Below are 13,282 nucleotides of genomic sequence, written 5' to 3'. Positions count from 1 at the left end.
ACCCTTCAGAGAGAGATAGAGAATGAACCGCGACGAGATCGTCCAGCGCGACGGCGCATCCTTCCCCGGCGAGAGCTACACCACGGCCGTGCTGCGCCCCGCGTACAACGAGGCCAAGCGGATGCTGCTGCCGTCCATGATCCAGATCCACCGGGCGCACCTGGTGATGCTGCACGACGCCGGCATCCTCGGCGATGCGGAGGCCGCGACCATCGCGTCGGCCATCGACGGGCTCGACCTGGGCGCCCTCGCGGCCAGCGAGTACACCGGCGAGTTCGAGGACCTGTTCTTCACCGTCGAGCACGAGCTCATGCGGATCGGCGGAGAGGTCACCGGCAGCCTGCACACGGCGCGCAGCCGGAACGACATGGGCATGACCCTGTACCGCATGGTCATGCGGCGCCAGCTGCTGAAGGTGCTCGACGCCGCCGGCGAGCTCTATGCGACGCTGATCCGGCTCGGCGCAGAGCATGCCGACACGCTCACCCTCGAGCACACCCACACGCAGCCGGCGCAGCCCTCCGTGCTCGGGCACCGCTTCCTGGCGATCGCCGACGTGCTCGGGCGGGACATCCGCCGCGTCGAGCAGGCGTACGAGAGCCTCGACTTCTCGCCGATGGGCGGGGCGGCGCTCACCGGCACCGGCTTCGCGATCGACCGCGAGAACATGGCGCGCCTGCTCGGCTTCGGCGGGCTGGTGGAGAACTCCTACGACGCCGTCGCCGCGACCGACTACATCGCGCACTCCGCGATCGCGCTGCAGCTCATGGCGATCGACACCGGGCGCAGCTGCGTCGACTTCCTCACCTGGTGCACGGCGGAGTTCGGCCTGTACCGGGTCGCGGCCCCCTACGTGCAGATCTCCTCGATCATGCCGCAGAAGCGCAACCCGGTCTCCATCGAGCACTCCCGGTCCCTGCTGTCGGCGGCGTCGGCGAGCGCGGCGACCGTGCTCACGATGATGCACAACACCCCGTTCGGCGACATCGTCGACACCGAGGACGACCTCCAGCCGTACGCGTGGCGCGCCGTCGACACCCTCACCGACGTCCTGCACCTGCTGACCGGCGTGCTCGGGACGATCCAGGTGAACACCGACGTGATGCGCGAGCGCGCACTGGCGTCGTTCGCGAACGCCACGGAGCTGGCCGACACGCTCGTGCGCGACGGAGGGCTCACCTTCACCCAGGCGCACACCGTCGTCTCCCGGATCGTCCGCGAGGCCGACGCCGCGGGGATGACCGACGTGCGGTCCGTCTCCACCGACCGCGTGCGCGAGGTCGCCCAGGAGGTGACGGGTCGCGAGGTCCCCCTCACGACCGACGACGTCGCCCGTGCGCTCGACGCCGACAACTTCGTCGCCGTGCGCACGTCGACCGGCGGCGCCGCCCCGAGCGAGGTCGCCCGCATGGCCGCAGCCCGGCAGGAGACCGAGCAGGAGCTGCGCCGCTGGCGCGACGCCAAGCGCGATCACCTCGACGCCGTCGCCGACCGGCTGGTCGAGGCGACGGCCGCCCTTCAGGCGTGATCGGGCGGATGTCGCGCCGGATGAGCGTTCTCGGAATCGACTTCGGCGGCACCAAGGTCGCGCTCCGCGTGGAGTCCGCCGACGGCTCGCGCAGGGACGAGCGCCTGCGGATCGGCCCGGACGAGCCCGCCGTCAGCGTGCTCGAGCGGACCTTCGCGGCCGCCGCGCGCCTGGCGGAGCCAGGAGTCGTCGACGCGGTGGGGGTGTCGACTCCGGGGATCGTGTTCGACGACAGGGTCGACCTCGCCCCGAACGTCATCGGCTGGTCCGAGCTCGACCTCGCCGGCCGCTTCCGGGACGCCTTCGGAGCCGTCCCGGTCGCGATCGAGAACGATGTGAAGGCCGCCGCCCTGGCGGAGGCCAGAGCGGGCGCGCTGCGGGGCACGAGGGTGGGGCTCTACGTCAATCTCGGCACCGGCATCGCGATCGCCCCGGTGCTGGACGGCCGGGTGCTCCGCGGCGCCCACGGTGCCGCCGGCGAGATCGGATACGGCATCGTGGGCGCGGTGTCCGAGTGGCGCGCGGGCGTCCCGACCCTGGAGGAGTTCGCCGGCGGCAGCGGTCTCGAGAGAAGGGTCGCGGCCGACGGCCACGTACCCGCCTCCGACGTCCCCGGGTTGATCGCGGCGCTCGGCACGAGCCCCGCAGCCGACGAGATGTGGTCGGGCACGGTCGACGAGATCGCGCGGCATCTCATCACCGCGGCGCTCACCTGCGATCCGTCGCGGATCGTCGTGGGCGGGGGGATGACCCGGGCGGGATCCGCCCTGTTCCGGCCGCTGTCGGAGCGTCTCGGATCCGCCCTCCCCTATGCGCCGGAACTGCTGCTCTCCGAGTTCGGGCCCGATGCGTCGCTGCGCGGCGCGGTGATGCTCGCGGACGACGCCGTAGAGGCGTGATCTCCGCCGCCCGTTCCGCAAGGGACGCGGCGGCGGAGATATTTTCCGGCGTTGACGCCCATCCCCGGCACCTGTGGAATTGCTGTTAGCGGTTATTTCTACACAGAAAGAAAGTATCGCTTCCCCTCTCCACCGAATGCGCGGGACGTGACGTCGACGTCCGCTCGCGCGGAAGGACGACTCATGGACGATCGACTCCCCCTGTCCCAGCGCGCGATGTCCCGCCGCACCCTCTTCAAGGCCGGAGGCGTGCTCGGCGTCGCCGCCGCGGCCGGCGCCGCCTTCCAGGTCTCGCCGCTGAGCGCGGCGGAACAGGCGCTCGCGGCCCCGGGCGGCGCCGTCAAGCTCAACGTGCTGTTCATCGGGGCGCACCCGGACGACGAGGCGGGCAACCTCGGCGTGTTCGGTCAGTGGAACGAGTTCTTCGACGTGAAGGCCGGCGTGATCACGGTCACCCGCGGCGAGGGCGGCGGCAACGCCGTCGGGCTCGAGGAGGGGCCGCCGCTGGGCATGATGCGCGAGGCCGAGGAGCGCAAGGCCGTCGGCTACGCGGGCATCGAGCACGTCTTCAACCTGGACGGCCTGGACTTCTACTACACCGCGAGCGCGCCGCTGTCGCATCAGGTCTGGGGTGGCGACGCGGTCCTCGGCCGCATCGTGCGCGTGGTGCGCGCGACCCGGCCGGATGTCATCGTCACGATGAACCCGTCGGCCGTCGAAGGCAACCACGGCAACCACCAGCAGGCGGCGATGTTCGCCGTCGAGGCCTACCTCGCGGCCGGCGACCCCAGCCGCTTCCCCGAGCATCTCGCCGAGGGCTTCGCGGCCTGGCAGCCGCGGCGCATCCTCCGCGCCGGCGCGAACGGCACGGGCGCGAACGGCGAGGGCGGCGTCGCCGCAGGCTACACCCCGTCCGTCGCATCCGACGTCGTCTTCGGCTGCTGGAACGGCACCCCCAGCGCCCGCAACGGCCGCCGCTGGTCGGAGATGCTCGACCTCGCGCGCTGGGCCTATGTCACGCAGGGCTGGGCCGAGATGGCCGCGAGCCCCACCGACCCCGCCAAGATCTCCACCTCGTGGTTCACGGTCATCCACTCCCGCACCCCGCTCGCGGACCCCCGCTCCGGCGGCGATGCCGCCCTGCGCGGTGCTGCGCTGCCGATCGACGGCGGCCTCCCCTTCGGCACCCTCATCGACGTGCGCCCCGCGCGGTTCGAGGCGGTCGCTGGTCAGAGCCTCGCCGTCGATGTGACGATCACCGCGCCGGACGACGCGAAGCTCGCGGGCGGCGCCGTGACGCTGGCGGTCCCGAGCGGATGGTCGGTGAGCGGATCCCAGTCCGTGCGCGCGCTCAAGAAGGGCGGATCCCAGCGCCTCACGTTCCAGGTCACCGCCGGATCCGACCCGGTGGGCACCCAGGCGCGCGTCGAGGCGACGCTCACCGCGGGCGGCGCCTCCGGCACCACGTTCGCCCCGCTCCGCGTGGCAGGGGCGGTCGAGGCGACCATCAGCCCGCTGCCCGAGATCCGCCTGTTCCGGGAGTGGACCGCGGGACTCGGGATGAAGCACCTCGACGTGCTCGTCCCCGAGCTGTTCCCCGTCGGCCAGGGCCGCACGCGTCCGCTGGACGTGATCGTGCAGAACTTCTCCGACCAGGTCCGCTCCGGCTCGGTCTCGCTGGAGCTCCCCGCCGGGTTCGCCGCATCGCCGGCCGAACTGCCCTATGCGGGGCTCGGGGCCGGGGCGACCGCCACGCTCACCTTCGACGTCGCCAACACCGACACCGCGATCCCCACCGCGAACCGTGCGAGCAACGGCGGCAACTGGCCCGTGACCGTCCGCGCGGTGAGCGATGCCGGCACCGCCGCCCGATCGGTCACCATGAACCTCGTGCCCGCCTATGCGGTGCAGCGCGCCGAGGTCGCCCCCGTGCTGGACGGCGTGCGCCGGGACGACGAGTACCCCGGCGATCCGATCCCGGTGGAGACGATCTGGGACGGATCCCCGATGGGCGGCACCACCGCCTCGATCAGCGCGAAGACCTGGATCACCCACGACGACGCGAACCTCTACCTGTTCATCTCGGTCGCCGACGACATCCGCGGGACGATCCTCCCGGCCGCGGACAACAAGCGCCAGCGCCGCACCGATTCGGTCGAGATCTACGTCGACCCCCGCGGGGACGCGCCCAACACCGCGCACACCTTCATCGGCGGCATCATGCCCTCGATGGACACCATGACGGGCGCACCCGGCGTGGGCCGCGACAGGGACAACTGGCAGGGCGAGGCGGCCGTGACGGCCCCCGGTATGGAGGTGGCGGTCCGGATGGCGCCGACCGCCGCCGAGTACGCCGGCTACGACCTCGAGGTGAAGATCCCGTTCTCAGTGCTGCCCGACAACCTCGACCCGGCCCACGTCGGGTTCAACGTGGTCGTGAACGACTCGGACACCCAGAACAAGGCCGCGCAGAACCGCGTCGGCTGGTCGACGTTCCCCGGCATGCGGGCGGATCCGTGGCGCTGGGGCATCATCACGCTCGACGGCATCGCCGACGCGGGTGCCGGCCCCAAGGATCCGACGCTGCCCGACACCGCGGCGCGGTCGGTCGCCTCACCGCAGTCGATCCTGCAGTCCGCCGGCGACCAGGTGCCCCTCGGCGGATCGTCGAAGGCGGACCACGCGCTCAAGGTGCTCTCGTCCTCCGTCTCGGGCGGCATCGCGAAGGTCGCGCTGCAGACCCCGCGGGCGGGCACGGCCCGGGTGTTCCTCTGGGACGGCGCCAAGGTCCTGGGCAGCACCGAGAAGGCCGTGGGCTCTGGACGGACCGACGTCGGCTTCCCGGTCAGCACCACCGCGAGCGGCACGGGCGACAGCCTCACCGGCACGCCGGCCTCTCCCGTGCTGGCCGTGTCCTTCGAGTCGCAGAGCGGCGTCTCCGCCGCCCGCGCGCCGCTGGGCGGGCGCTCCCGCTGAACGAACGGAGGGGCCGACGCGATCATTCGCGTCGGCCCCTCCCCTGTCCGCCCACCGGTGGCTCATCCCGCAGGGCGGGATCCTCCGGAGGCGGATCCGCTCAGCCGCGCAGCCAGACCGTGCTCTCGCCGGCCACCGCGCCGTCGACGAGCGCGCCGAGCACCGGCTCCTCGCCGGCGGCGAGCGCGAACGGCTCGGTGCCGAAGTTCGTCACGACCTGCCAGCCGTTCGGGCGGACGAAGCGGAGCACGTCGTCGCGGCCCGTCTCGATCCAGTCCAGGCTCTCGCCGGTCTGCAGCTCGTGGCGCAGGGCGAGTGCGCGCCGGTAGGCGTTCAGCGAGGACGCCGGATCCGCATCCTCGGCCTCGACCGCGTAGTCCGCGAACCAGGCCGGCTGCGGGATGTGGGCGCCGGCGGCGCCGAACCCGAACGAGGATCCGGAGCGCGCCCAGGGCAGCGGCACGCGGCAGCCGTCGCGGCCGAGCCCGTCGCGGTCGGGGTCGGCGCCGCGGAAGAACGCGGGGTCCTGCCGGTCCTCGGCCTTGATGTCGGCGACCTCGTGCAGGCCGAGCTCCTCGCCCTGGTACAGGTAGGTGCTGCCGGGGAGGCCGAGGAGGAACAGCGACGCGGCGAGCGCGCGGCGTCCGCCCCGCTCCAGGTCGACCTGGTCCGCGGGACCGCCGGCGAGGATCCACGCGGACCCCTGCTTGACGTCGCGTCCGTTCAGCGGCGCCAGGCCGTAGCGGGTGGCGTGACGGACGACGTCGTGGTTCGAGAGCACCCAGGTGGAGCTGGATCCGGTCGCCTCGCTCTGCGCGAGATTGTCGGTCACGATGTGCCGGAACTGCGCGGCGTCGAAGTCCGCCTCGAGCAGGTCGAAGTTGAACGCCTGGCCGAGCCCGTCCGGGGTCGCGTACTTCGCGCGGCGCTCGGCCGTGGCCACCCACGCCTCGGCCACCGCGATGCGCGGCGGGTCGTACTCGTCGAACACCTGCCGCCACTCGCGGTAGATGTCGTGCACGGCGTCGCGGTCCCACATCGGGTGCTGACCGTCGGTCGTGTCCATCGCGTCGAGCTCGGCCTGGCTCGGCAGCACGTCCGGCAGGTCCTTGCTCAGTCCGTGCGCGACGTCGATGCGGAAGCCGTCGACCCCGCGGTCCGACCAGAACCGCAGCGTGCTCAGGAACTCCGCGTGCACGTCGGGGTTGTCCCAGTTGAAGTCGGGCTGCTCGGTGGCGAAGAAGTGGAAGTACCACTGGCCGTCGCCGACCGGCTCCCAGCCGGCGCCGCCGAACACGCTCGTCCAGTCCGCGGGCGGCAGCTCCCCGTTCTCGCCCAGCCCGTCGCGGAAGATGTAGCGGTCGCGCTCCGGCGAGCCCTTGGGCGCGGCGAGCGCGGCCTGGAACATCGCGTGCTGGTCCGACGAGTGGTTCGGCACGATGTCGACGATCACCTTGATGCCGCGGGCGTGCAGGGCGGCGATCATGTCGTCGAAGTCGGCGAGGGTGCCCAGACGCGGATCCACGTCGCGGTAGTCGGCGACGTCGTAGCCGCCGTCGGCCAGCTCCGACGGGTAGAACGGGCTCAGCCACACCGCGTCGACGCCGAGGCCTGCGAGGTAGTCGGCCTTCTCGACGACACCGCGGATGTCGCCGAGGCCGTCGCCGTTCGTGTCGGAGAAGCTGCGCGGATAGACCTGGTAGACGACGGCCTGGCGCCACCAGGCGGCGTCGGCGGATCCGGTCACGAGGGTGTCGGTCGTGAGGACTGCATCGGTCATGGGGTTCCCTTCTGGGGTTTGCGGTTCGGGAGGTCTCGGCGCCGGGCCGTCGACAGGCTCGGGGTCAGCCCTTGACGGCGCCCTGGGTCACGCCCTCCATCACCCAGCGCTGCGTGAACAGGTAGGCGACGATCGCGGGGGCCATGGCCATCAGGTACGAGGCGAAGGACACGTTGTAGTTGTTGCTGAACTGCGTCTGGAACAGGTTCTGCCTCACCGGCAGGGTCTGCAAGGCCGGATCCGAGATGATCAGCGACGGCATCATGAAGTCGTTCCAGGCGTAGAGGAAGGCGAAGATGCCGACCGTGGCGCTCATGGGGCCGAGCAGCGGGAAGATGATCCGCCAGAACGTCTGCCAGGTGCTCGCGCCGTCGATGCGGGCGCTCTCCTCGAGTTCGAGCGGGATCGAGCGCAGGAACGCGGTGAACAGCAGCACGCTGAAGCTCAGCTGGAACATCGTGGCGAGGATGACCACGCCGAACGGGTTGTCCAGGTGCACGAGCCCGGTGAGCTGGATCTGCGGCAGCGCGACCACGGGGAACGGGATGAACATCGCGGCGAGCAGGTAGAAGAACGAGTACCGGAACAGCTTCCGGTCCCAGTTGCGCACGATCGCATACGACGCGAACGCCGCCAGCACGATCGTGAGCACCACGGTGCCCGCGGTCACGAACAGCGAGATGCCGGCCCCGACCGGGAACGTCGTGAGGTTCCACGCCTGCACGAAGCCGTCGATCGAGAAGGGGGCGGGCAGCGAGAACGCGTTGCCGTCGACCGCCTGATTCGTGGTCTTGAACGCCATCGAGATCGTGACGTAGAGCGGCAGCAGCACGGTGATCGCGCACAGGATCAGGATGATCGTGCCCGACCAGTTGACGCGCTCCATGCGGACGCGCCGCCGGCGGCCACGGGCGGATCCGGTGGTGAGGGACTCGGTCGTGAGTGCCTCGGTCGCGAGCAGGGTCTGGGTCGACATCAGAGGGCGTTCCTTCCGCGCGTCAGCGAGAGCTGAAGGAGGGAGATGAGGATGGCGACGACGAAGAAGATGGTCGCGTTCGCCATCTGGTAGGCGTAGTCGCCGCCGTTGAAACCGGCGATGATCGTCATCGCGACGCTGCGCGTCGCGGTGCCGGGGCCGCCGTTGGTGAGGCCGATGATGATGTCGTAGGCGTTGAGGAAGCCCTTGAACCCGAGGATCACGTTGATCACCACGTAGCCGAACACGAGCGGCACCGTGATCCGGGTGAGCTGCTGGGTCTTCGACGCCCCGTCGATCGCGGCGGCCTCGTACACCTCGCCGGGCACCGAGAGCAGGCCGGCGATGTAGATGAGCAGCGTGCCGGGGATCGCCTGCCAGGCCGTCACGATCACGATCGCGACCCAGGCGAGGTCGGGGTTGGCGAGGATGCTGGTCTGCAGCCACTCCAGCCCTGTCGCGTTCCCGAGCCCGGGGATCGAGTTCGAGAACAGGAAGTTGAAGACGTAGGCGATGATGATGCCCGAGATCACCATCGGGATCACGAAGATCGTGCGCAGACCCGTCTTGAACCGGATCCGCGAGGTGAGGCCGACCGCGAGCAGGAAGCCGATCACGTTCACCACGATCACCGTGGCGAGGGAGAAGCCGAACGTGAACAGGTAGCTCTGCAGGATGGCCGGATCGCTGAACGCCGCGAGGTAGTTGGTCGCCCCGTTGAAGCTCCAGTCGCCGATGCCGATCGAGTCGGTGAAGCTGAAGAAGATCCCGATGGCCGCAGGGACCGTGATCGCGAGCGTGAACAGGATCAGGCTCGGCAGCAGGAAGAGGTAGTAGATCGGCTCGACGCGCCGCGCGCTGCGGCGCACCGTGCGGTCACCCTGGGTGACGATCGCGGTCGTGGTGCTCACTGCGCTGCTCCCTTCGTGTCACGGGCGGCCGGGGCGCGGAACGCGAGTCGCGCCCAGTCGGCGTCCATGGTCGCGAGGGTGGTCTGCGGCTTCGCACCCAGGGCCATGGCCTGCGCGTAGTTGAAGACGGGGATGGTCTTGGGCACGAGCACGGACGGCCCCTGGTAGATGTGTCCCTCGTCGACGTACGGGATCATCCCGGCCACGCGAGGGTCGTCCGGCGCCGGCGCCGAGGTGGTGGGGGTGAACCCGAGCTGCGACGCGTTGTACGCCTCGATGTTCTGCGGCTGGTACAGATACTCGAGGAAGTCCCTCGCGGCGGCCTTGTGGTGCGAGCCCTCGGGGATCATCGCGGCGAGGTCGAGGTTGACGCGCACCTTGAGGTCGGAGGCGCTGTCCGTCATCGGCAGCGGGAAGGTGCCGAGTTTCAGATCGGGCGCGGTCTTCGCGATCTCGCTGAACGCCCAGGGGCCCTGGAGGTACATCGCGGCCTGTCCCTTCGAGAAGGCCAGGTTGCCGTCGCCGTAGCCGCGGCTGGCCGCGTCCTTGTTGACGTAGGCGCCGAGCAGTTGCTGCATCTTCGCCATCGGCGCGGCGAAGTCCTTGGAGAACGAGGTCGCCGAGTCCGGTCCGACCTTCGCCCCTTCGGCGTTCAGCTTCTGGAACACGTCGAGCACGTCGAGGGATCCGCCCGCCGCGTAGTCGTACCAGCCCTGACCTACGGTCCAGTCGTCCTTGAGCGTCGCGTAGAACGGCGTGACGCCGGCGGCCTTCAGCTCGTCGCACGCCGCGATCAGCTCGTCCCACGTCTTCGGCACGGCGATGCGGTGCTCGGCGAAGATCTGCGTGTTGTAGATGACCGACGCCGCCATGACCGAGTACGGCAGCGCACTGGTGCGGCCCGCACAGGTGCCGTACTGATCGAGCAGCGGCTGGTAGGTGGCGGCGATCTCGCCGGCGGCCTTCGTGCCGCTCAAGTCGCTGAGCGCGCAGCGCGAGACGAAGCGCGCGACCTCCATGTTGTAGTTCGCGAGCATGAGGTCCGGCGGGTTGCCCCGCACGAAGCTCGCCGAGACGACGTCGACGCCCGAGGTGTCGATCACGACCCTGACCTTCGACTGCGAGGCGTTGTACTCCGCGACCTTCTTCGTCATGAAGTCGATCGCCTCGCGTTTGCTGAACGTGAAGCGGATCGTCTCGCGCCCGTCGGTCGGGGCGCAGCCGGCGAGGGCTCCCCCGGCGACGGCGAGCGCGGCGAGGCCGGCGAGCGCCCTCGCGATCCGCGTGCGTGGTGCAGACACCTTCGTCCTCATCCCTTCCGACGGGCTCCGGGTCGTCGTGCGCATCTCGGCACGACCGGCGGATCCTTGTTTCGGAGATTAGATTTTGTGTCCGAATCAACTCGGACAAGGGTTACTCTGACAGAGGTCCACCCGAGAGGTCAAGCATCATGTCGACATCCGCCGCCGACGTCGGCGCCACCAGGCCGAGCCTTGGTCAGGTGCTGGACTTCGCCTGGGGACGCGGTCCGTTCACCGCCACGGAGGCCATGGCGGGCGCCTCGCTCACGCGGTCGACCACGATCGATGCGATCGACACGCTCGTCGAGACGGGCGTGGTGCGCGAGCTCGCGAACGCCCGGGACGCCGGCGAGTACTCGGCCGGACGCCCGGCCCGGCGCTTCGAGCTGCCGGCCGACCTCGGCGCCGTGATCGCGCTGGATGCGGGCGACACGCACCTGGGCGTGACCGTCACCGACCTCGCGCGCGCCCCGCTCGCGCAGGTGCGCGCCGACCTGGATCCGCAGCACACCGTCGGGCAGCGCCGCACGGCGATCCTCCGCCACCTCGACGCGGCTCTGACCTCGAGCGGCGTGCCCCGCGACCGCGTTCTCGCGCTGTGCGCGGGCGTCGCGGCGCCCGTGGCGCGGGATGGCTCGTCCCCGCCGCACCCCGACGGCTTCTGGGAGCGCACCAACCCCGGCCTCGCCGAGGTGCTGGCCGGCTGGGCACCGGTGGTCGAGATCAAGAACGACGCCGTGCTCGCCGCCGCCGCCGAGGGCGACCTGGGCCAGGCCGTGGGCTGCCGCGACTACATCGCGCTGATCGCCGGCGAGCGGTTCGGCGCCGGCGCTGTGGTGGACGGGCACATCCTGCACGGCGCGCACGGCGGCGTGGGCGAGATGGTGCTGCTGGACCACGTGCGCGGTGTCGGGTCCGCCGAAGGACTCGGCCCGGCGATCACGCGGATCGCCCAGGAGTTGCTGGCCTCCGGGAAGGTCGCGGCCGACGGCGCCCTGGCCGAGCTCGTCGCGAACGGCCTGCGCGCGGATCGCGTGCTCGCCCTCGCCGCCGCCGGAGACCCCGACGCGGCGCAGGTCGTGCGCGGCGCCGGGGAGTACCTGGCGCGCGTCGTGGCAGTGCTCGGCAGCACCTACGACCCGGAGCGCGTGATCGTCTGCGGCGCGATCGCCGACGCCATCGAACCCGTGCTCGACGCGGCGCGCGACGTGCTGCGCCCGCTGCTGGACCTGCCGGCGCCGACGATCCTGCGCTCGCACCTCGGCGCCGACATCGTGCTCGCCGGCGCGGTCTCCACGGCCCTGGCCTCAGCCAGGACCGTGGGCCTGCCGCGGCTCGTGGCGCAGCGGCTGCGCGGCTGAGCCGGATCCCGGAGGGGCCAGATCCCTCAGTCCACGAGCAGCGCGGGCTCCTCGAGCACGGCGGCCACGTCGGCGATGAAGCGGCTCATGCCGTCGCCGTCCACGACGCGGTGGTCGAAGGATCCGGCCACGGTGGTCACCCAGCGCGGGCGCACCTCTCCGTCGACGACCCACGGCTTCTGGCTGATCGTGCCCATGGCGACGATGCCGGCCTCGCCCGGGTTGATGATCGGGGTGCCCGCATCCATCCCGAACACGCCGATGTTGGTGATCGTGATGGTGCCGCCCTGCTGCTCGGCGGGGGTGGTCTTGCCCTCGCGCGCGGTGGCGGTGAGGCGGTTCAGCGCACGGGCGAGGTCGCGCATGCCGAGGTCCTGCGCGTCCTTGATGTTCGGCACGAGCAGGCCGCGCGGCGTGGCTGCGGCGATCCCGAGGTTCACGTAGTGGCGCACCGCGATCTCGGCGCCGTCGGCGGTGTCGATCCAGGCGGCGTTGACCATCGGGGTGCGGCGCACGGCCCAGATCACGGCGCGCGCCATGATCAGCAGCGGGGACACCTTGACGTCGGCGAAGTCGGGCGAGGCCTTGAGCCGCTTGACGAGCTCCATCGTGCGCGAGGCGTCGACCTCCTTCCACACGGTCACGTGCGGCGCGGAGTAGGCGCTCTGCACCATCGCGGAGGAGGTCGCCTTGCGGACGCCCTTGACCGGGATGGACTCGGTGCGGCTCTCGTCGGCACCGGCCCCTGAGCCTGTCGAAGGGCGGGCAGGCGCGAGTCCGCGGGCGAGGCCCACCGGCCCTTCGTCGGTTCCTGAGCGAGCCGAAGGCGAGACGAAGGACGCTCGCTCAGGGACCGGAAGCTTCTCCTCGCGCACGTCGCCCCACTCCGGGGTCTGGATGTTGCGGAACACGCTCGCCTGCTCGGCATGGCGCATCACGTCGTCGCGGGTGACCTCGCCGTCCGCACCGGTCGGGGCGACCTGGGTGAGGTCGACGCCGAGGTCGCGCGCGAGCTTGCGGATCGGCGGCTTCGCGATCACGCCGACCGTGGAGCGTACAGGGCGCTCGGCGGGGCGACGACGACGCGAGGTGGCCTCCGCACCGGAGCCGTACCCGACGAGGACGGATCCGGATCCCTCCTCCGCGGCCGGAGCCTCGGGCGTCGCCGCCGGGGCGGCCGGCTCGGCCGCGCCCGTCACGAAGGTGATGATCGGGGTGCCGACGTCGATCGTCTTCCCCTCGGGCACGAGGATCTCGCCGACCGTGCCGGCATGCGGCGAGGGCAGCTCGACGAGCGACTTGGCGGTCTCGATCTCGCAGATCACGTCATCGACCGCGACGGCATCGCCCGGGGCGACCCGCCACGTGACGATCTCGGCCTCGGTCAGGCCCTCCCCGACGTCAGGGAGGGTGAAGGTCTGGGTGCTCATGGTCGGGATCCTTTCACACGACGGCGGCGTCCTTCGTCTCGTCGCTGGGCTCCTCGTTCAGGAACCAACACGGCTCCGGTTCCCGAGCGAGCGAAGCGAGACGAAGGACGCTCGACGACC

Annotated in this window: 9 protein-coding genes; 4 read left to right on the top strand and 5 right to left on the bottom strand. The window is 71.0% G+C overall.

Annotated features, from left to right (window positions below; translation table 11 throughout):
- Nucleotides 1–22 precede the first annotated feature (22 nt).
- From argH to RS86_RS06720, 3 genes are all read left to right on the top strand, one after another.
- Nucleotides 23–1,528 carry an argininosuccinate lyase gene (argH, locus tag RS86_RS06730; protein WP_045271458.1) on the top strand — a complete coding sequence of 502 codons (1,506 nt, stop codon included), beginning with the start codon at nt 23–25 and terminating at the stop codon, nt 1,526–1,528.
- A gap of 20 nt (nt 1,529–1,548) precedes the next feature.
- The gene (locus tag RS86_RS06725; protein WP_052680118.1) at nt 1,549–2,427 is read left to right on the top strand and encodes an ROK family protein; all 879 of its coding nucleotides are present in this window, start codon (nt 1,549–1,551) and stop codon (nt 2,425–2,427) included.
- Between the two features lie 183 nt (nt 2,428–2,610).
- Nucleotides 2,611–5,403, top strand: a complete 2,793-nt coding sequence (locus RS86_RS06720) for a PIG-L family deacetylase (RefSeq protein WP_052680117.1) — start codon at nt 2,611–2,613, stop codon at nt 5,401–5,403.
- A gap of 100 nt (nt 5,404–5,503) precedes the next feature.
- Here the strand turns inward: RS86_RS06720 and RS86_RS06715 are convergent, their stop codons facing one another.
- The 4 genes from RS86_RS06715 to RS86_RS06700 form a co-directional block, all read right to left on the bottom strand.
- Nucleotides 5,504–7,183, bottom strand: coding sequence for a glycoside hydrolase family 13 protein (locus RS86_RS06715; RefSeq protein ID WP_045271456.1), 1,680 nt, complete (start codon nt 7,181–7,183; stop codon nt 5,504–5,506).
- Between the two features lie 64 nt (nt 7,184–7,247).
- Nucleotides 7,248–8,159 carry a carbohydrate ABC transporter permease gene (locus RS86_RS06710; RefSeq protein WP_045271455.1) on the bottom strand — a complete coding sequence of 304 codons (912 nt, stop codon included), beginning with the start codon at nt 8,157–8,159 and terminating at the stop codon, nt 7,248–7,250.
- Nucleotides 8,159–9,070 carry a carbohydrate ABC transporter permease gene (locus tag RS86_RS06705; RefSeq protein WP_045271454.1) on the bottom strand — a complete coding sequence of 304 codons (912 nt, stop codon included), beginning with the start codon at nt 9,068–9,070 and terminating at the stop codon, nt 8,159–8,161. The genes RS86_RS06710 and RS86_RS06705 overlap by 1 nt, the downstream gene beginning before the upstream one ends.
- On the bottom strand, nt 9,067–10,371 hold the full coding sequence (locus tag RS86_RS06700; protein WP_045271528.1) for an ABC transporter substrate-binding protein: 1,305 nt from the start codon (nt 10,369–10,371) through the stop codon (nt 9,067–9,069). The genes RS86_RS06705 and RS86_RS06700 overlap by 4 nt, the downstream gene beginning before the upstream one ends.
- A gap of 149 nt (nt 10,372–10,520) precedes the next feature.
- Between RS86_RS06700 and RS86_RS06695 the strand changes: the two genes are divergently transcribed.
- Nucleotides 10,521–11,732 carry an ROK family protein gene (locus RS86_RS06695; RefSeq protein WP_045271453.1) on the top strand — a complete coding sequence of 404 codons (1,212 nt, stop codon included), beginning with the start codon at nt 10,521–10,523 and terminating at the stop codon, nt 11,730–11,732.
- A gap of 26 nt (nt 11,733–11,758) precedes the next feature.
- On the opposite strand, the gene RS86_RS06690 is transcribed toward RS86_RS06695, so the two are convergent.
- Complete coding sequence (locus RS86_RS06690; protein WP_045271452.1) at nt 11,759–13,162, bottom strand: dihydrolipoamide acetyltransferase family protein; 1,404 nt, start codon at nt 13,160–13,162, stop codon at nt 11,759–11,761.
- Nucleotides 13,163–13,282 lie beyond the last annotated feature (120 nt).

Origin of the sequence: Microbacterium azadirachtae, from assembly GCF_000956505.1 — a bacterium.
Taxonomy (GTDB): domain Bacteria; phylum Actinomycetota; class Actinomycetes; order Actinomycetales; family Microbacteriaceae; genus Microbacterium; species Microbacterium azadirachtae_A.
Note: the sequence above shows the minus strand (reverse complement) of the source record. Positions and strands in the feature narration are given on the sequence as shown.

What these genes read in the sequence shown, in the direction of transcription:
- RS86_RS06690 (WP_045271452.1), bottom strand. Translation starts at nt 13,162, where the DNA reads ATGAGCACCCAGACCTTCACCCTCCCTGACGTCGGGGAGGGCCTGACC.
- argH (WP_045271458.1), top strand. Translation starts at nt 23, where the DNA reads ATGAACCGCGACGAGATCGTCCAGCGCGACGGCGCATCCTTCCCCGGC.
- RS86_RS06720 (WP_052680117.1), top strand. Translation starts at nt 2,611, where the DNA reads ATGGACGATCGACTCCCCCTGTCCCAGCGCGCGATGTCCCGCCGCACC.
- RS86_RS06725 (WP_052680118.1), top strand. Translation starts at nt 1,549, where the DNA reads ATGAGCGTTCTCGGAATCGACTTCGGCGGCACCAAGGTCGCGCTCCGC.
- RS86_RS06715 (WP_045271456.1), bottom strand. Translation starts at nt 7,183, where the DNA reads ATGACCGATGCAGTCCTCACGACCGACACCCTCGTGACCGGATCCGCC.
- RS86_RS06710 (WP_045271455.1), bottom strand. Translation starts at nt 8,159, where the DNA reads ATGTCGACCCAGACCCTGCTCGCGACCGAGGCACTCACGACCGAGTCC.
- RS86_RS06695 (WP_045271453.1), top strand. Translation starts at nt 10,521, where the DNA reads ATGTCGACATCCGCCGCCGACGTCGGCGCCACCAGGCCGAGCCTTGGT.